Raw genomic sequence first — 18,064 nt, forward strand, 5'->3', positions numbered from 1 at the left:
CGTCCTTCAGGCCGAACGAGCGCCACTGGTATCCCGCCGCCGCACCCGCGACCGGTCCCCGCGACAGTGCTGCGCCGGCGCAGCCTGACCATTGGCGGCTCCCATAGGAACTTCCGGGCCCGGCCCAGAATTGAGCGGGTGGCCGGTCTCGCCGCCGATTGACCGGCCTGGAATGGCGGCTCCGGCGCCCAAGCCCCCGTCAGCGCCGGGGCCGCTTTCCGCCTTTGGCACGTCGGGCAAAACGCCGGCTCCAAAACACTGGCACCAAAACACCTGCACCAAAGCACCTGCATAACGGCTTCAGCGAAAGGTTCGGTTCAGCTCGCGCGGGACGCATCCGCCGCGGGCTTCCCTTCTTTATAAATGCGTTGTTGAAATTGCCGGTTATCTTGCCGGCTCGATGAGGAGTGCACGAATGAGCCCTGCCGGAGCCTTGATCGCCGTCCTGCCGTGTAATGACCTTGATGCGTCGGAGCGGTTCTATAATCGGCTGGGTTTTGCGCGCCCGGCCAGCGAAAGGCCTGCTCCGGGAGAGCTCGACACCTATCGCATGCTGTCGAACGGGATGGGCGGACATCTCCATCTGACGGACGCGGTCGAGGGGTGGCTCACGCGGGGCAGAAACCCGTTTGGGCTCTATCTCTACCTCGAGGATGTTGACGCCGCGGCGCGGGAATTTCAGCAATCACCTGGGGACAAGCCGTGGGGGATGTACGAGTTTGCGATCTCCGATCCGGATGAGACGTTGGTTCGCGTCGGTTGGCCAACCCGTCTCCGCGCCGGAGCGCGGACAGAGGCGAAACGTTAGTCGTCTCGCGAGAGATCACCGGGCTTGGTCGGCATGTCGAGGGTGCCGCCCTCGCCGTGAACGAGATCGCGGCCTCTGTCTTCGGTCTTGTCGGCGTCCGCGATGACCCCTCTCGCGCGTCGCGTCCGCTGTCCTTGCGCGGCTCGGGTCCAGGCAGATTGCGCGAGGTTTTTTGTGTCACTTCGGGTGTCATGGCCAATCCTCCCGATCGGTCAACGCCCGCTTGGCGGCTTCGTTCGTTTGACACGTCGGACAATGGCAAGATGAGCCAACTCCCCCAATTTAGCGGAACCAACCTCGATTCAAAGCCTTAGGTGAACGGCGTCCGGGCCTGTAAGACATGATGATGGCTGTTGGCTATCCTGCCAGTTAGGGCTGCACGCAGCCGGAAGGATGCACCGTGAGTGATGGAATTCTTGTTCTTGTCATTGAAGACGAGACGTTGCTTCAGACCATCGTGGAAGAGTCGCTGAAGGAGGGCGGGTACGGCGTGAAAGTCGCTGCGACCGGCGAAGAGGCCATCGGTCTGCTGGACGCGGGTGAGCTGAATTATCGAGCGCTGGTGACCGACGTGAATCTTGGGCGCAACCGGGTCGATGGATGGGAAGTTGCCCGACACGCGCGCGAGCTCAACGCTGATATTCCGATCGTCTACATGACGGGCGACAGCGGTGGTGACTGGGCTTCGAAGGGCGTACCCAAAAGCGTTCTGCTGGCGAAGCCCTTTGCCCCGGCGCAGCTTGTCACCGCTGTCTCGCAGCTGCTGAATGCGAGTTCCGCCTCGTCCGACGGTTGAAGTCCGCGTCGGTGGCGGCCGTTTTCAGCGACTGAGTCCAGGCCGCTTGTTGGCCCATGGCGGATGAACGGCGGGTCGAGTTTCGCCGTTCGGTCTATCAGCCCGCCAACCGGCTCGCGTTGCGCGAAAGCAAAAGCTGCCGGCGCGATCGCAGCTAGCGGCGACGCGGACCGAGGTCCGGACGCGCCGGCTGCTGCACATAAGGGTTCAGCAGGCACATGGCGGGAAGGCCCACAGCGGACGCTCTGCATTCCTCCCACGAACCATAGTCGCAGGAAATATGGTTGGAGCCGCCCCACTCCCACCTCTGCAGGCACACCGGAGCATTGCCGGCGAACCGTTGGGCTGCGGCGGGAGCGGCCGTAGCCATCATGATCCAGACGATGAGGAGACAGGGAAGCGCGCGCATAATGAGACTCCGAGGATTTGCGGACCCTGCTTGGTCGACGCTACGGATGCGCAGTCCCTGCAGGCAGGCAAGAATAGCAGCCGCGCCGACGGAGCAAAGGTCGTGCGAACAGGTGCACTCCGCGGCGGGCGCTTCGTTTCAATATAGGCTTTGACACGTCGGGCAAAACACCGGCATAGTGGTATCATCGAAAAAGTTCGGTTCAGCCCGCGCGGGACGCATCCGCAGCGGGTTTTTTGATGCCTGCGCGCGAGCCCATCTGGCCCGATGGAACAGCCTGCGGCCCAGGAACTTGTACCGTCGGAGGAGTCCATGTTGACAGACGCGCAGATCGCATTGCTCCGCGACATCGGCCAGTCCATCGCCTTCAGCGATGAGAACAGGGAAGAGCTGTTCGAGCTCATCACCGCGGGCTACGTGCAGAAGGTCGGCGACACCTACGAGCTCACCGCCAAGGGAGAGGGGGCCGTGCTGGATCACGGTGCCGGATTGAACGAGGCGTGATGGCGGTTTGGTCGCATAGCAATCGCTAAGGCGTTTGACGCGTCCGGGCAAAACACTGGCAGAATGGCATCATCGGAAAAGTCCGGCCGCGCGGAGCAATCCGCAGCGGGCTTTTTGCGCGGACGGCGACCGCGCCGCCGCTCAATCATCTCGCGACAGATCCCCGGGCTTCGTCGGCATGTCGAGCGTGCCGCCGTCGCCGTGAACGAGATCGCGGTCGTCGGTCTTGTCGGCGTCGGCGATGATCGCCTCTCGCGTGTCGCGTTCGCTGTCCTTGCGCGGCTCGGGCTCCGGCAGATTGCGCGAGGTTTTTTTGTGTCATGGGTTTTTGTGTCATGGTCGATCCCTCGCGGAAATGGCCCTAGGGGACGGCGGCCCTATCAGGGCTCCCGGTTGCGCGCTTTCCAACTAATAAGGGTTGAGCACACTCTCGAGAAATTGCTCCTTTTCGCCAGGCGCATAACCCTGACAGGAGCCGTAATACGCTTCCGGCCTGCTACAGGGGTCGGCGGACCGGTTGTATTGCCGCGGCGCATAGGCAAAGCCCGAGGCTCGAGCTGATGGGTACATGTGGTGATGGGGGCGAAGCACCGCGTGCCGGTGCCCATGATGCACACTTGCCGCGTTCGCGACCCCGCACAGGCTTATCAAAACGCTCAAGGCCAGAATCGAACGCATCGCCTTTTCCTCAGGGAGTTTCGCCCCGCCGGCTCAATGATTGCCGTGATGCAGCGTTCCAAAGAAACCCGGTTTCTTGCGCCTATGCCTCCTCAACCGATCGTGACGTTGTCCGTATCCGCCGGAATTTGTCCGGCGGCCGCCGCAGCGCGCCTATCGGAATCGCGGACTGCGGTCCGGATGAGCCGGCTGTTGCACATAGGGGTTCGACAGGCACATGGCGGAAAGGCCCGCAGCGGTGGCTCTGCATTGGTCCCACGAAGCAAACTGGCAGGTGATATAGCTGGAGCCGCCCCACTGCCACTTCTGCATGCACACGGGAGCATTGCCGGCGAACCGTTGGGCTGTGGCCGGAGCAGCCATAGCCATTGTAATGCCGACCAGGAGGAGAGTGGGAAGTGCGCGCATGATGGTACTCCGGGGTTCGCGAATTCGTTTTCAGTATACGCTTTGACACGTCGGGCAAAACACCTGCACAATCACATCATCGACAAGTCTAGTTCAGCCCGCGCGGGACGCATCCGCCGCGGGCTTTTTGATTCCGCGGTCTGGGCGTCCCCGGAGAAACGAGTCGACTGCCGGGGCTCTTGTACGCGCAGGAGGACTCCATGCTGACAGATGCCCAGATCACCGTGCTCTGCGACATCGGCCAGTCCATCGCCTTCAGCGATGACAAGCGGGACGAACTGTTCCGGCTCATCACGGACGGCTACGTGCAGAAGGATGGTGACACCCTCGAGCTCACGGCCAAGGGAGAAGCGGCCGCGGTGGATCGCGGCGCCGGATTGAACGAGGCGTGATCTCGAGCGCGTCGCAGGTAATTGCAATAAAAGTTTGTCACTTCGGGCAACACTAGCGGAATGACATCATCTAGATGGGCTAATTGGCCCGATGTGAGTTGTCGCCGCGGCTTTTTGTTTGAAGAAGTGGCCCTGCTTAACGGCGCTAATAAACGAATATTCAAGCGAGAAATGGCTCAGGTTAGCCCCGTAGACTCGAGCCGAATTCCGTCATCCATCGCTCTTGTCTTACTAGGAAAGCCGACTACCCCTGACATGGTGCTGGTCGTCAAGGCTCTTCGCGCGAGGCATCCCGAACTGGCGGCTCAAATAGTGGATGGTCGCGGTGCCGAGGACATTCGGCAGCCTTCCGCGAACTCGCCGCTCATCTGATGTGGCGGGGAAATGGTCGCCGTGATGTCGGTGCCTGCGCCAATTCCGCCAGATCCCGGCTTGTGGTCACGCGCGGCTACCACGTGGCCAGAAGCCAAGACGGTGGCAGCGCGTCATCGAGGTCATCTGATCGTCTCGGTGCTGGGACAGAATCTGCAATCACTGCCCGTCGCCCGTCTCATGACGGCCGTCATCGGTGCATTGATTGCCACGATCCGGAGTGCTGTGCGGTGGTCTGGGACACCAAAGTCGCGCGACCCGCCAAGCTTTGGATGGAGATGTCGCGTCAATCCTTTGCGCAATTTTCCGACTATCCCTTTACCCTCTGGATCGACATCATGCCATTCCGTTCGGAGGCGAAGATCGGCGCCGTGACAATGGGATTGTCGGCATTTGCGGGGCGCGAGATTGAATTCGAGACCGACAAGCTTGCGCTTCCGGTTATGATCGACAGAGTGGCAGGCCTTGCAGTCTATCTGATTGAGCATGGTGCGGTGATTAAAGACGGCGACACCTTTGGCAGGGATGAGCACGAGCGCATTACGGCCCGCTTTGGGCTATCCGAGCGATTTTTGGAATGCGGATCAGGTTATAGGCGATCAGATTGAGCAGGAAGTCGGCGGCGACGCGAGCGATGCCGCGATGTTTGGTCTTGCGCATGGTGCCGTGTTGCTTGCCCCATCCGAAAATGCACTCGACCATCGCCCGGCGCGATTGCGACATGCCGTACCCTGGATGCCGCGTGGTTCGTTCGTCGATGGCGCTGTTGCGGGTCTTGCCGGTTTTGGTGACGGCCTGGTTCTGTGTCACATGCGGCGTCACGCCGATGGCGCGAAGATTGGCGACATGATCGGCGGTATCGTACGCCTTGTCCTCACCGGCCGTGATGCGGCGGCCTGCGGCTTTGCGTCTCGCCTTCAGCATGGTCTCCGAAGCCCGGCGTTCGGCGGTGCCATTGGCATGCGTGACCCTGCCGGCCACCGCCAGCCCATGCCGGTTCTCCATGGTGGCGTGGCCCATATAGCAAAGCTTGGCCTCCCGTCCGGCCGCCTTGCGATAAAGCCGGCTGTCGGGGTCACTGGTGCTCGCGTGGGTGTCGTTCTTGCGCTTCTGGCCATGGAAGTTCGCGCCGTCATCATCGTCGCCGCTGCCGTCCTTGGGACGAAAGCTCTTCTGTGAAGCCCAGGCTTCGATCAGCGTTCCATCCACCGAGAAGTGCTCGTCCGACAGCAGCGGCTTGACCTGTGGATGGTTGAGAAGCCTGGTCATGAACTTCGTGAATACATCGCCGTTCTGCAGCCGCTCCCGGTTCTTGGTGAAGGTGGTCGGGTCCCAAACCGGATCGTCCGGCGACAGTCCCACAAACCACCGATACAAAAGATTGTAGTCCAGTTGCTCCATCAACTGACGTTCCGAGCGGATGCCGTAGAACACCTGCAGCAGCAGCGCACTTAGCAATTGCTCCGGAGGGATCGAAGGACGTCCCTCGCTGGAGTAGAGCCTCCCAAGGCTGCGGTTCAAATCACTCAAAACATCCCGGACAAGTTCCCGGACCTTCCGCAGCGGGTGGTTCGCTGGCACACGCTTATCCGGCGCGATGTACGAAAACAGGCCGCCCTGATCCGTAAACCTGCCGCGCATGATCGCCTCCGCCGATTCGAGATGATAAAGTGAATCATCAAGCCCTCTCCGTGGCGAGGGGGTTCTTCAGCAGACTGCTAGAGGCTGATTCCGCGCGCCGCGGCGGCACTAGACTGGACCTCAACGGAACGATCGATTAGCCAGCACGCGGTTACCAGGGGCGAGCAGACCGATTGGCGCGTTTGCCCCGAGTTATGTCGTCCCTCCGCCAATCTGGGATCCGGCCAATCCGCGAGACGACGCGGGCGAATGGTTCTCTCGCTGGATACAGCCGCTGTTTCGTCAGGAGCAATAACTCGACGCCGGTTTCCATGAATTTGGCTCGATGTCGTTTGACACGTCGGGCAAAACACTGGCAGAGTGGCATCATCGAGAGAAGTTGGTCGAGCCCGCGCGGAATGATCCGGAGCGGGTTTTTTCGTATCGATTTATGGGGTTGCAATCTTCGCAATCGCGACGGCCGCGATTCAATAGAAAATGGAGTTTGACACGTCGGGCAAAACACCGGCAGAATGGCATCATCGAAACGAGTTTGTGGCCCGCGCGGAAGCTTCCGCTGCGGGCTTTTTCGTTTCGGTTGTAGGAATCGGAGGGCGTCCCGCGCATCGCGCTTCGCCCTCGTGGAAACGCGTTCATGGAGCGCCGACAAGCGCGCCGCCGTCCGAATCACATCTATTGGCCGTGCACGCGCGAACGTGCCGGCCCGCGGCGCGAGCCTTTGCTTGCGCTTCCGCGGTCCCCGGAGACGGGGATAAGGTTCGCGCCGAAACGATCGCGCGTCGTCTCGCGATCTGCCGCACTGTTGTTTTCTTGGAGGAACGATGACGGTCTATTTGATATCGCTCGCGCTTGCGGGGCCTGGTCGCGATTGTCGTGTGGGAGATTTTTGCTTGAGTGACGGAATGGAATACGAGGTGAAGGTCGCGGACGTCTACCGGCCGGTCACCAGGAGGGCCTCGAAAGCACGAACGCTTACCGAGATCTCGCTCGCTGGCGCGCAGTCATACCAGGACGGCGATCAGGGTTCTCGTCGGGATCATGCGCAGCGACGAGGCGACGCCGGCGGCTCGCGTCTCGGCCGCCAACGCGATTCTTGATCGCGGCTGGGGCAAGGCGGCGCAACCGATCGAGAACGGCGAAGACGGTGTGCTCGAATTGATCCACCGGATCGAACGCATCATCGTGCATCCGGAAAAGTCGGACGGCGGAGAGTCTTAGCGCCATCGCTGGAGAAGAGGCGCTCGCAACGTCCATCCTGAAAATCCCGACGGCCAAGATCTTCGCGCCGCTGCTCAAACCTGCGCGCTACAAGGGCGTCTACGGCGGGCGCGGATCCGGCAAGCTCCTTGTCTGGGACAGGGTTCTCGGCCTCGGATCCACCGATCCCCTGGCGGGGTTCGCGGCGATCACCGCTAATCTCGTCGTTTCCTTCTACTTCGCCAAGCGCGGCTTTGAGAATGTTGCAAGGATCATCAAACGGTGGAGAAGCCAGACGACGAAATCAGGGCCATCGTCGCCGAGACGCTGGTCGAGCAGCAGAAGCTCCAGCAGGACAGCATCGATGCCATCATATTGAAGGCGGTGGCGTCGGTGCTGGCTTCCTTTGGCATCGAAGATGATGATCGCAAGGAGGTGAGGGCAGATTTCCAGCACCTGCGCCGGTGGCGAAAGAGCGTGGAGCAGGCGCAGAGCTACACTTTCAAGGCCGTCATTACGGTGATTGCGACCGGCCTGATGGGGGCCGTCTGGCTCGGCGTGAAGGTCGTGTTAAGCAAGTGAGTTTTCCTTGGCGCTGATGTCGCCGCATAGCCGCTCGAGGTCGTTCAACCCTATCCTATGGGTCTTGCCATGTACAGAATTCGTATGGTCGATGCGTCTGATGATGACGTTGCCGACACCCTGGCTGATCCGCATCGGCTGACGTTCTTCGATGCCGCGGCGGTGCCGCAATTCGACATCGGAGCTTGGTGGCTGGCCTATCATGGCGATGATCCCGTCCCCTTCGCAGGCCTAGTGCCGTCCACCCATGCCCGAAATAGCGGCTACTTCTCCAGAGTCGGAGTCTTGCAGCGACACTGGGGAAGGGGACTGCAGCGCAGGATGATGCGCGCCGTCGAAGCGCGGGGCCGGCGCATCGGATGGGACAGCATCGTTTCGGATACAACGGACAATCGCTTCTCCGCGAATAATTTCATCCAGGCAGGCTATCGGCTCTACGAACCCGAGGTGCCCTGGGCCTGGTCGCATACGCTCTATTGGCGGAGGTCGCTTCATTGAGCCAGGTTTCCCGTGACACGGAAGTTGGTTTTCGCAACGTCAAAAACGGCGCGCGCTGATGCAGGCGCGGCTTGTTCAGTAGGAATGCTTAAGGACCCGGCAGCTTGACTGCTGCCCGGTCCTTTTTGCGTATGAAGCGTTGCTGCTGAAGCACTTGCGCAGGCGGCTTCGCCGGGCTTTAAGTTTGCTTGCAGGAAATTCGGCGAGCACAAGCCGATGTAAGGGAGCCCCTGGGATGTCCACCAAGCCTCAACTGCCGGAACGTCCGTCGCGGGCGGCGGGAGGGCCAACCGCACTTGATGGTCTGCTGGTCGTCGATTTCACGCGCGTAGTCGCGGGTCCCGCCTGCACACAGACGCTTGCCGATTTCGGTGCGCGCGTCATCAAGATCGAGAACCCCGATGGCGGTGATGACACGCGCGCCTATGAGCATGCCGAGATTGGTGGCGAAAGCGCGGCCTATCTCAGCCTGAACCGCAACAAGAGCGGCATCGCGCTCGATCTCGCCGTGCCGGAGGCGCGCGAGATCGCGCTGGATCTCATCCGCAGGGCGGACGTCGTCGTGGAGAATTTTTCCAGCGGGGTCATGAAGAAGTTCGGCCTCGACTACGAGGCCGTTGCGCCGCTCAACCCGCGGCTGGTCTATTGCTCGATCTCCGCCTACGGACGCACCGGACCGTTCGCCTCGCGTCCCGGCTTCGATCCCATCACACAAGCCGAGAGCGGCTTCATGTCGCTCAACGGGTTCGCCGATGGTCCGCCGGTCCGGACCGGCCCGCCGATTGTCGACATGGCGACGGGAATGTCGGCCTGTAATGCCATCCTGCTGGCGCTATTGGCGCGGGATCGGCTCGGCCGCGGACAGCATGTCGAGGTCGCCCTGTTCGACGTCGCTATGGGAATGACCGGCTTCTATGGCATGGCCTATCTCATCAACGGCAAGAACCCCGGGCGGTTCGGAAATTCGCCGAACGGGTCTCCTACCGTCGGCGTCTACGAGGCATCCGACGGTCCGCTCTACATGGCCTGCGCCAATGACCGGTTGTACCGACGGCTGGTGGTCGAGGTGATGAACCGCCCGGATCTCATCAACGAGCCGCAGTTCGCGACGCGTAAGGCGCGGTCCGAGAACAAGGAGCTCCTGCGTGCAGCTATCGCGGAGGTGTTCGCGAGCGACACGCTCGAGAACTGGATGGCAAAGATGAAGCTGGCCAATATTCCAGTCGGTTATCTCCGGACCGTCGAAGAGGGGTTCAATGCGCCCGAAGCACGCAAGCGCGCACGCTTGAGCCGAATCCCGCATCGCACGGCGCAGTGGGTGCCGAACATCGAGCCGCCGATCACCATGAGCCTGACGGCGGCAATTGATCCCGTGGCTGCACCGGTGCTGGGCGAGCATACCGAGAGCGTCATGCGCGAGACGCTTGGTTACGACAAAGAGCGGATTGCGGCTTTGGCGGAAAAAGGGGCCTTTGGGTTGCCCAAGGCCTCGACGTGGGACTGAACGCTGCTCCGGCTTGATTTGGCACGGTTCCCACCGCATAAATACACAAGAGCGAGGGACACGAATGGCGCCTGGTCAAGAGCCGAGCATGGGGCAGTCGGTGGTGACAGACCCCGGCGAACGAGCCTACGCGACAATGATTGCCAAGGCCCGGTCGCTCGTGCCGCAATTGCGGGAGCGCGCGGCTCGCACCGAAGAGCTGCGCCACCTGCCACCCGAAACCGAGCAAGACCTGCACGATGCCGGCCTGTTCCGGATACTTCAACCGAAGCGCATCGGCGGCGCCGAGCTCGACTACGTCGCCCTGATCGATTGCGCCGAGTTGCTGGGGCGGGCCGACGCGTCGGTGGCATGGAATCTGGCCAATCTGGCGAGCCACCACTGGATGCTCGCCATGTTCGAGCAGAGCGCGCAGGATCTGGTCTGGGACAAGGACCCGGACGTGCTGATCGCGTCATCGTTCATCTTCCCCGCGGGCCGCGCCAGGAAGGTCGAGGGCGGATACCGGCTGCACGGAAGCTGGCCGTTCTCGTCCGGTGTAGGCTCCTGCGCGTGGAACATGCTCGCAAGCGTCGTCTCGTCCGACGACGAGGCTGACGGTATCGAATACCGCATCTTTCTGCTGCCCAGGGCGGACTACAAGATCCTGGACACCTGGAACGTCGCCGGACTACGCGGCACCGGGTCGTCGGATGTCGAAGTCAGCGACGCCTTTGTGCCCGAGCATATGACGGTCGCCGTCGGTGATCTGGCAGGAGGCGCAACGCCCGGAAGCAAGGTGAACCCCAATCCGCTCTACGCGCTGCCGGTGTTCTCGCTGTTTCCTTACGTTCTCTCCGGCGTCGCGCTCGGGAATGCGCAGGCCTGCCTGGATGACTATGCGGAAGTCGCGCGTCACCGCATATCGACATACAACCGCGCCAAGCTGAGTGACTTCCAGAGCACACAAATCAAGATCGCGGACGCTTCCGCGAAGATCGATGCTGCACGCCTTGTCATGCGCTCGGCCTGTATCGAGGCGATGGAGCACGCACGGAGTAGGCGCACGCCCGATATGGCGATCAAGACCAGGTATCGGCGCGACGGGGCGTTCTCGGTCAATTTGTGCACGGATGCCGTCTCGATGCTGTTCGCGGCGAGCGGCGCGCGCGGCCTGTTCACGACGGGCGTGTTGCAGCGGCAGTTCCGCGATGCGCACGCGATCAACTCGCACCTCGCATTCAATTTCGATGCGGCCGGAACCAATTATGGACGTGTGGCGCTCGGCCTGCCGTCCGAGAATCTCACCTTGTGAGGTCGGCCGATGAATGATCTGCCAAAGCAGCCGGCCGTTTCCGATCCAGCCAACGAGTTCGCAAGCGACAGCTCGCAAATTGATCCGCGTGATTTCCGCAGCGCGCTCGGCACCTACGGAACAGGCGTAACGATCATTACAGCCACGGCCGTTGATGGAAAGCCGTATGGCATTACCTGCAACTCGTTTGCGTCAGTCTCCTTGAATCCTCCGCTGGTGCTCTGGAGCCTCGGAGTTCTATTCATCGAGCTTGACTGTGTTTCAGAGCGCCAGCCATTTCACCGTGCACGTTCTGGGCACCTCGCAGCAGGCGCTGGCAAACAAATTCGCAAGATCGTCAGAGGACAAGTTCGCCGGCGTGGACTGGACGCCGGGCCTCGGTGACGCGCCGGTGCTTGCCGAGAGCGTGGCCAATTTTCAGTGCCGATCCGTCAATCGCTATTATGGCGGTGATCATGTGATCTTTCTCGGTGCGGTCGAGGCCTATGCCTACAACGCAAAAGAGCCGCTGCTGTTTGCGCGGGGCGCGTATGGCCGGTTTTTGGCCGATGACGAGCGCAAGAAGTCGCCGTAGGACATCCAGGGAAGCCGGTCGGTTCAACGGTCCGTGGCCGAGAGCTTGTAGATTTCCAGAGCGTCCGCGTCTGCGCCGCGCGCAGCCTTGGCCAGCCTGAAGATCTGTCCCGCGAGCTTTGCCATCGGCACCGGCGTTGACGTTGCCTGGGCGACATCGGCCACAGTGTCGAGATCCTTTAGCATCGTCGCGATGTGGCCGAGCGGTGGCGAGTGGATCCCCTGGACCATGCGTGGCACGAAGAGCTGGAGCGGGATCGAATCCGCAAAGCCGCCCGCGAGCGCCTCGGGCAATCGACTTGCGTCAATTCCGGCATTCGAGGCAAGGCGCGTCGCCTCCGCGAGCACGGCCATTGCGCATCCGACGATGACCTGATTGCAAAGCTTTGTGGTCTGGCCAGCGCCGATGGGACCCATGTGGGTGAACCTCTGCGCCATGGCTAGGACATAGGGCCGCGCCCGCGCGATATCAGAGGCCGCTCCGCCTGCCATGATGGCAAGCGTGCCTTCTTCGGCACCCTTCGTGCCGCCGGACACCGGTGCGTCGATCCAGCCTGCGCCATTCGCAGCTTTCAAACGCGCCGCAAGCCCACGAGCGGCCTCGGGATGGATCGATGAGAAGTCGACCACGAGCTTGCCTGCGCCGGGAGCGGCCGCAAAACCTTCCGGTCCGAAGATTACCTCTTCGACGGCAGCGGCATCTGTCACGCACATGAACACGATGTCGGAGTTCGCCAGCAGGTCGCGCGGCGTGTCCGCGCGCTCGGCGCCGGCGTCGACGAGCGGAGCGACCTTGCCTTCCGAGCGATTCCAGACGCTGACGTGATAGCCGGCCTTGAGCAGGCGCCGGACCATTGGCGTCCCCATCAGTCCGAGGCCGAGATAGCCGAGCTTCTCGACGCTTTGCGGGTTTGCCTTGCTCGCATCAGCCATAGGTTGCCTCCATGTGTCGCGGCGCAACGCCGCGCGACCGCTGCGCACCATACATAACGGATCCCGCCGCGAAACCGGCCGCCTTGCATGGCTTGCCTGATTGTTTGAACCATGAAACATTTGGAGCGGTCGGGTCGGGTGGCGTCGGTCGGCGCCCGGAGCAACGGAGTGGGCACGATGCGGGCAGTTTCGACGTGGATGCTGGCAATAGGGGCCGTGGCGGCCATGATCGCGGGCGCAAGTCCCTCGCGGGCGCAGCAGACGATCCGGGTCGGCTGGACCATCCCGGCCGAGGAATCCAAATACTGGATGATGCGCAGGCCGGCCGAATTTCCCGATATCGGCAAGACCTACAACATCGAATGGACCCAGTTTCAGGGCACCGCGCCGATGACGCAGGCCTTGGCGGCCGGCGCACTGGATTGCGCGACGCAGGCGCCACTCTCGCTTGCCAACGGCGTGGTCGGCGGCAATCTCAAGGCCTACATCGTGGCGCAGCATGTCTTCGAGAAGCCCGGTGGCTTCTCGGTCTACTGGGCGGTCATGGATGACTCGCCGATCAAGACCATTGCGGATCTCAAGGGCAAGACAGTCGGAATTTCCGTGATCGGCGGCGGCACGCAAGGCCCGTTCAACCTGCTGCTGAAGCAGAACGGCGTCGATCCGGCCAAGGACATCAAGCTGGTCGAGGTGGGCTTTGCCGTGTCCGAAGATGCCCTGCGTCAGGGTCGGGTCGACGCGGTCAACATGAACCAGCCGTTCGCGGCGCGAGCAGAGGCTAAGGGCGGCACAAGAAAACTGTTCTCGCTGTCGCAGGCCATGCCGAATATCGTGCACATCCTGGAAGCCTGCCGTGCCGATTTCGTCGACAAGAATCCTGAGCTGGTCAAGGCCTATGTCCGTGATATCACGTCGGGCATGAAGAAGGCACTCGCGAACCGCGAGGAGACGTTGAAAGTGGTCAATGAAGTCTTGAAAGCGCCCATCCCGGTGCTCGACACTTATCTGCTCAAGGATAACGATTTCGGTCGCGACCCCGGTGCGGCGCCGAATTTCCCGGCGATCCAGAAGATGCTCGACATCTATGCGGAAACCGGAATGCTGCCGAAGCTGGATGTCGCGCAGTTCAAACACCCGACGATTGTCGCCCCACTGCAATAGGCGATCGGGCGGTTTGCTGGATCAATGAGGTCGCAATGTCCCGCCGCGCAGGACATTGCATGAAGATGATGCAGGCATGAAGAAGTTGCGATCACGGATAACGACTGACGGCCTCGACCGGGCTCCGCACCGTGCCTTCATGCGCGCGATGGGGCTGGACGACGCGGCCATTGCCAAGCCGATGGTCGGCATCGTCAGCATGAAGGGCGAGCAGACGCCCTGCAACATGACCCACGACTTCCAGGTCGCTGCGGCCAAGACCGGGATCGAGGAGGCCGGCGGTACGCCGCGCGAATTCTCAACCATCTCGGTGTCCGACGGGATCAGCATGAATCACGAGGGGATGAAGTTCTCGCTGTTCTCGCGTGAGCTGATCGCCGATTCCATCGAGGCGGTCGTCCACGGCCTCGCCTACGACGCGCTGATCGGATACGGCGGATGCGACAAGACGCTTCCGGGCGTGATGATGGGCATGGTTCGTTGCAACGTGCCTGCCATCTTCATCTATGGCGGCAGCTCGCTGCCGGGCCGCGTGGATGGACGCACGCTGACTGTCCTCGACTCTTACGAGGCCGTGGGCAGCTACATGACTGGAGAGATCGACGCTGCGACGCTCGAGCGGATCGAGCGTGCCTGCCTGCCGACCATTGGGGCCTGCGCCGGTCAGTTCACTGCCAACACCATGGGAATGGTATCGGAGGCGATGGGCCTGACCATCCCCAATGTGTCGATGGTGCCCGGCGTCTATGCCGAGCGAGCGCAGATCTCGCGCCGTGCCGGACGCCTGATCATGGAGATGCTCGAACGAGGCGGGCCGGTGCCGCGTGACATCGTAACGCGGAGATCTCTGGAGAATGGTGCCGCGATTGTTGCCGCCACGGGCGGGTCCACCAACGCCGCGCTGCATCTGCCGGCGATTGCGAACGAGGCCGGCATTGCGCTTACGATCGATGATGTTGGCGAGGTCTTTGCCAGGACGCCGCTGATCGGAAACCTGCGGCCGGGCGGCAAGTACACGGCAAAGGACGTCTACGACATCGGCGGCGCGGCCGTTGTGATCCGCGAGTTGATTCGAAGTGGGCATATCGATGGCGGCTGCCTAACCATCACGGGCCGTACGCTTGCGGAAGAATATGGCGCCGCCAATGCGCCCGATGGTGAGGTGGTTTACGCGGCCGGCGCCCCCATCATGCCTGATGGTGGGGTGGCGGTTCTGAAGGGCAATCTCTGTCCCGATGGCGCCGTCATCAAGGTCGCGGGCCTGAAGAGCCAATTCTTCGAGGGTGTGGCGCGCGTCTTCGAGGATGAAGAGGGTTGCATCGCGGCTGTTCGCGACCGCAGCTACAAGGCTGGCGAGGTTTTGGTGATCCGCAATGAAGGACCGGTGGGTGGTCCTGGCATGCGCGAGATGCTCGGCGTCACCGCGCTGATTTACGGCCAGGGCATGGGCGAGAAGGTGGCCCTGGTTACGGATGGGCGGTTCTCCGGCGCCACGCGCGGCATGTGTATCGGCTATATATCTCCGGAGGCGTTTGTTGGCGGCCCGCTGGCGATTGTCCGAGATGGCGACAAGATCCGGATTGATGCCGCCCGCCGCCGCATGGACTTGCTGGTCGACGAGCAGGAACTCGCTGCCCGCCGCCGCGATTGGAAGCAACGACCGCCGCGTCATCGCGCAGGTGCGCTGGCGAAATATGCGCGTCTGGTCGGCCAGGCACCAGGTGGAGCGGTCACGCATCAGGGACCGGCGGAGTGGCCGTGGTTCGACTGAAAAGTCGCGCACGTGCGAAATAGCGATCCGTCTGGCAAGTTTCTTGCTAAGCTCGTTCCGCTGATGCAGGACATTCCGCAGGTCGGTTGCGTGACGTTCGCGCGCGAGTGAAGCGAGAGACGGGATGAAGGTAGTGCCTTCGAGATCGAGCGAATGGGTGAGACCGGTGACGTCACAAAAGCCGGCTTCTGCTATCATCGAGATCGACCGCGTCTCGCAGGTCTTCCAGACCTCGGCGCGCAAGGATCATTTGGCACTATCGGATATTTCCTTGACGATCGAGGAGAGGGCGTTCGTTTCGATTCTCGGTCCTTCCGGCTGTGGCAAATCGACATTGCTTTACATTGTCGGCGGCTTCGTCAATCCGACCAGCGGCGCCGCAAAGATGAAAGGACAGGCGATCACGGGGCCGGGTCCGGATCGCGGACCGGTGTTCCAGGAGTTCGCGCTGTTCCCATGGAAGACCGTGCTGGGCAACGTGATGTATGGCCCGCGCCAGCAAGGCGTGAGAGCCAACGAGGCAGAAGCACAGAGCCGTGCTCTGATCGAGATGGTCGGCCTGAAGGGCTACGAGAGCTTCTATCCGAAAGAGTTGTCGGGCGGCATGAAGCAGCGCGTCGCGTTGGCCCGGACGCTGGCCTACCACCCCGAAGTGTTGTTGATGGACGAGCCGTTCGGTGCGCTCGATGCGCACACCCGGACGCGCTTGCAGAATGATCTTCTGAACATCTGGGAGCGTGACCGTAAGACAGTGCTGTTCGTCACCCACTCGGTCGACGAAGCCGTCTTCCTCTCGGACAAGGTCGTGATGATGTCGAAGTCTCCCGGGCGTATCCGGCAGGTCATCGACATCGATCTGCCCCGGCCGCGTCGCCGCAACGAGCTGTTGCTCGATCCGCGCTACCAGAAGTACGTCGTCGACATCGAGCGCATGTTCGATGAAAGCGACGATGCCGGTTCGCTCTCGTGATATCGCCGGCAGCCATTGCGAGACGTGTTGCGCCGGTGCTGGCTTGCATCGGACTGTTGGCGGTATGGCAGGTCGCGTCGCTTGCGCTGAAGAACGACAGCTTTCCAACGGCTATCGAAGCGATCCGCGCGATCCCGGATATCCTGGGCGACCAGGAATCTCTGATCAACATTCTGGCGTCGCTCCGCCGCATGGCGATCGGGTTCGGCATTGCAGTGCTGGTTTCGATTCCGCTAGGCCTGTTGATGGGTCGTAGCCGGGCAGTCGCGGCATTCTTCAATCCGCTGCTGATGGTGATCTATCCGGTGCCGAAGGCGGCCCTGATGCCGATCATCATGCTATGGCTCGGCGTCGGTGACATCACCAAGACACTGGTGATCTTTCTCGGCGTAAGCCTTCCGGTGATCTATCATAGTTTTGAGGGCGCCAAGGCGGTCGAGGAGAAAATGCTGTGGTCCGGCGCAGCGATGGGGCTTTCGCCCTTGCAGCGCCTGGTCCGGATCGTGTTGCCGGCCGCGCTCCCGGAGATCCTGACCGGGTGCCGCACCGGCCTGGTGCTGGCGCTGATCACGATGATCACCAGCGAGATGATCGCGCGGCAATCGGGAGCAGGGAACATCCTGTTCAACGCGCTCGATATGGGCCAATACGACACGGTGTACGCGATGATCATCATCGTCGGCGCGATGGGCATCTGTCTCGATGCGGTCTTCGAGCGCGTCCGCGCAAGGCTGGTGCGCTGGTCCGAGCCTCGGTTTGACATACCGTTGAGCTTCTCATGATGTCGCGTTTCCTCTCGGCCAACGTCATGTTTGGACTCGCGCCGATCGTACTGGTGATCGTGCTGTGGCAAGTGTTGGTGTCATTCGGCTTCGCGCCTGTGGTTTTGTTGCCGGCGCCGGGGGTCGTCTTCAGCCGACTGCTCCAGCAACTCGCGACGTGGACGTTTCAGCAGGAAATCGCGGCAACCCTGATCCGGCTCTTCGCCGGCTTCGCGATTGCGGTCGTCCTCGGCGTCAGTATCGGTATCGCGGCCGCTGCCAGTCCGGCGATCAACGCCATAGTTCGGCCGATCGTGCGGGTGCTGGCGCCATTGCCGAAGGTCGCGCTCTATCCGGCTTTGCTGCTGTTACTTGGCTTCGGTCACGGATCGAAGATCACGCTGGTGGCGGCGGACGCACTCTTCCCTATTCTCCTGTCGACCTATTACGGTGCTTCGACGGTGGAGCAAAAGCTGATCTGGTCGGCGATGGCAGCGGGAACGCCGCGCTATGAAATCCTCTTCAGGGTCGTCTTGCCGGCGGCGATGCCGTCGATCCTGACCGGATGTCGGATCGGCCTTGTCATTTCCTGTATCGTGGTGTTTCTGGCCGAGATGATCACGTCGACCGACGGATTGGGGCACGCGCTCGTGACCGCGGCCCGAACCTTCCAGGCCGTCGATATGTTCGTGCCGCTCATCACGATCTCGCTGCTAGGGTTGATTCTCAACGGCCTGTTGGGCGCCGTGCGATCGTATCTCTTGCGGGGCTTCCCCGAGGCGTGACCTGACGAACAAGAAACCAGAAGACCG

The 18,064-nt window shown here is 61.9% G+C and carries 18 protein-coding genes and 2 pseudogenes; 16 read left to right on the forward strand and 4 right to left on the reverse strand.

Annotation, left to right across the window (positions count from 1 at the left end):
* The first annotated feature begins 415 nt into the window (after positions 1-415).
* Both ACTGJ9_RS18060 and ACTGJ9_RS18065 read left to right on the forward strand, forming a co-directional pair.
* Positions 416-808: a VOC family protein gene (locus ACTGJ9_RS18060; protein WP_456678141.1), complete on the forward strand. Its 393-nt coding sequence runs from the start codon at positions 416-418 to the stop codon at positions 806-808.
* Between the two features lie 400 nt (positions 809-1,208).
* Positions 1,209-1,604 carry a response regulator gene (locus ACTGJ9_RS18065; RefSeq protein ID WP_456678142.1) on the forward strand — a complete coding sequence of 132 codons (396 nt, stop codon included), beginning with the start codon at positions 1,209-1,211 and terminating at the stop codon, positions 1,602-1,604.
* A 154-nt stretch (positions 1,605-1,758) separates the two neighbouring features.
* Here ACTGJ9_RS18065 and ACTGJ9_RS18070 read toward each other — a convergent pair whose 3' ends face one another.
* Positions 1,759-2,013: a DUF3551 domain-containing protein gene (locus ACTGJ9_RS18070; protein WP_456678143.1), complete on the reverse strand. Its 255-nt coding sequence runs from the start codon at positions 2,011-2,013 to the stop codon at positions 1,759-1,761.
* A 312-nt stretch (positions 2,014-2,325) separates the two neighbouring features.
* On the opposite strand from ACTGJ9_RS18070, the gene ACTGJ9_RS18075 reads away from it, so the two are divergent.
* Positions 2,326-2,517, forward strand: a complete 192-nt coding sequence (locus tag ACTGJ9_RS18075) for a hypothetical protein (RefSeq protein WP_456678144.1) — start codon at positions 2,326-2,328, stop codon at positions 2,515-2,517.
* An 831-nt stretch (positions 2,518-3,348) separates the two neighbouring features.
* Here ACTGJ9_RS18075 and ACTGJ9_RS18080 read toward each other — a convergent pair.
* Positions 3,349-3,603 (reverse strand): DUF3551 domain-containing protein, encoded by a 255-nt coding sequence (locus ACTGJ9_RS18080; protein WP_456678145.1) that lies wholly within the window; start codon positions 3,601-3,603, stop codon positions 3,349-3,351.
* A 200-nt stretch (positions 3,604-3,803) separates the two neighbouring features.
* Here ACTGJ9_RS18080 and ACTGJ9_RS18085 point away from each other — a divergent pair, with 200 nt between their 5' ends.
* A complete protein-coding gene (locus ACTGJ9_RS18085) occupies positions 3,804-3,995 on the forward strand; it encodes a hypothetical protein (protein WP_456678146.1) in 192 nt (63 codons plus the stop codon).
* Between the two features lie 602 nt (positions 3,996-4,597).
* The gene (locus tag ACTGJ9_RS18090; RefSeq protein ID WP_456678147.1) at positions 4,598-4,975 is read left to right on the forward strand and encodes a DUF4261 domain-containing protein; all 378 of its coding nucleotides are present in this window, start codon (positions 4,598-4,600) and stop codon (positions 4,973-4,975) included.
* Here the strand turns inward: ACTGJ9_RS18090 and ACTGJ9_RS18095 are convergent.
* On the reverse strand, positions 4,908-6,008 hold the full coding sequence (locus tag ACTGJ9_RS18095; RefSeq protein ID WP_456678148.1) for an IS5 family transposase: 1,101 nt from the start codon (positions 6,006-6,008) through the stop codon (positions 4,908-4,910). The two genes, ACTGJ9_RS18090 and ACTGJ9_RS18095, sit on opposite strands and share 68 nt — an antisense overlap.
* Positions 6,009-6,910: 902 nt before the next feature.
* On the opposite strand from ACTGJ9_RS18095, the pseudogene ACTGJ9_RS18100 reads away from it, so the two are divergent.
* The 6 genes and pseudogenes from ACTGJ9_RS18100 to ACTGJ9_RS18125 all read left to right on the forward strand — a co-directional run bounded on the left by ACTGJ9_RS18100 (position 6,911) and on the right by ACTGJ9_RS18125 (position 11,657).
* Positions 6,911-7,226, forward strand: a pseudogene (locus ACTGJ9_RS18100) (hypothetical protein).
* Between the two features lie 261 nt (positions 7,227-7,487).
* Positions 7,488-7,787 carry a hypothetical protein gene (locus ACTGJ9_RS18105; RefSeq protein WP_456678149.1) on the forward strand — a complete coding sequence of 100 codons (300 nt, stop codon included), beginning with the start codon at positions 7,488-7,490 and terminating at the stop codon, positions 7,785-7,787.
* Between the two features lie 69 nt (positions 7,788-7,856).
* Positions 7,857-8,285 carry a GNAT family N-acetyltransferase gene (locus ACTGJ9_RS18110; RefSeq protein WP_456678150.1) on the forward strand — a complete coding sequence of 143 codons (429 nt, stop codon included), beginning with the start codon at positions 7,857-7,859 and terminating at the stop codon, positions 8,283-8,285.
* Between the two features lie 235 nt (positions 8,286-8,520).
* Entirely contained in the window at positions 8,521-9,789 is a 1,269-nt protein-coding gene (locus ACTGJ9_RS18115) for a CaiB/BaiF CoA transferase family protein (RefSeq protein WP_456678151.1), read from the forward strand.
* 64 nt (positions 9,790-9,853) lie between these two features.
* On the forward strand, positions 9,854-11,083 hold the full coding sequence (locus tag ACTGJ9_RS18120) for an acyl-CoA dehydrogenase family protein (protein ID WP_456678152.1): 1,230 nt from the start codon (positions 9,854-9,856) through the stop codon (positions 11,081-11,083).
* 9 nt (positions 11,084-11,092) lie between these two features.
* Positions 11,093-11,657 (forward strand): annotated as a pseudogene (locus tag ACTGJ9_RS18125) (flavin reductase family protein).
* A gap of 23 nt (positions 11,658-11,680) precedes the next feature.
* On the opposite strand, the gene ACTGJ9_RS18130 reads toward ACTGJ9_RS18125, so the two are convergent.
* Complete coding sequence (locus ACTGJ9_RS18130) at positions 11,681-12,589, reverse strand: NAD(P)-dependent oxidoreductase (protein ID WP_456678153.1); 909 nt, start codon at positions 12,587-12,589, stop codon at positions 11,681-11,683.
* Positions 12,590-12,766: 177 nt separating this feature from the next.
* Between ACTGJ9_RS18130 and ACTGJ9_RS18135 the strand changes: the two genes are divergently transcribed.
* The 5 genes from ACTGJ9_RS18135 (at position 12,767) to ACTGJ9_RS18155 (ending at position 18,037) form a co-directional block, all read left to right on the forward strand.
* Complete coding sequence (locus ACTGJ9_RS18135) at positions 12,767-13,750, forward strand: ABC transporter substrate-binding protein (protein ID WP_456678154.1); 984 nt, start codon at positions 12,767-12,769, stop codon at positions 13,748-13,750.
* Positions 13,751-13,826: 76 nt separating this feature from the next.
* Positions 13,827-15,521, forward strand: a complete 1,695-nt coding sequence (gene ilvD / locus ACTGJ9_RS18140; protein ID WP_456678155.1) for a dihydroxy-acid dehydratase — start codon at positions 13,827-13,829, stop codon at positions 15,519-15,521.
* Positions 15,522-15,645: 124 nt separating this feature from the next.
* Positions 15,646-16,491, forward strand: a complete 846-nt coding sequence (locus tag ACTGJ9_RS18145) for an ABC transporter ATP-binding protein (protein ID WP_456678156.1) — start codon at positions 15,646-15,648, stop codon at positions 16,489-16,491.
* Positions 16,488-17,273 carry an ABC transporter permease gene (locus ACTGJ9_RS18150; protein ID WP_456678157.1) on the forward strand — a complete coding sequence of 262 codons (786 nt, stop codon included), beginning with the start codon at positions 16,488-16,490 and terminating at the stop codon, positions 17,271-17,273. The genes ACTGJ9_RS18145 and ACTGJ9_RS18150 overlap by 4 nt, the downstream gene beginning before the upstream one ends.
* On the forward strand, positions 17,270-18,037 hold the full coding sequence (locus ACTGJ9_RS18155; protein ID WP_456678158.1) for an ABC transporter permease: 768 nt from the start codon (positions 17,270-17,272) through the stop codon (positions 18,035-18,037). The genes ACTGJ9_RS18150 and ACTGJ9_RS18155 overlap by 4 nt, the downstream gene beginning before the upstream one ends.
* Positions 18,038-18,064 lie beyond the last annotated feature (27 nt).

The organism is Bradyrhizobium sp. RDM12 (assembly GCF_051917485.1).
Classification (GTDB): Bacteria; Pseudomonadota; Alphaproteobacteria; order Rhizobiales; family Xanthobacteraceae; genus Bradyrhizobium.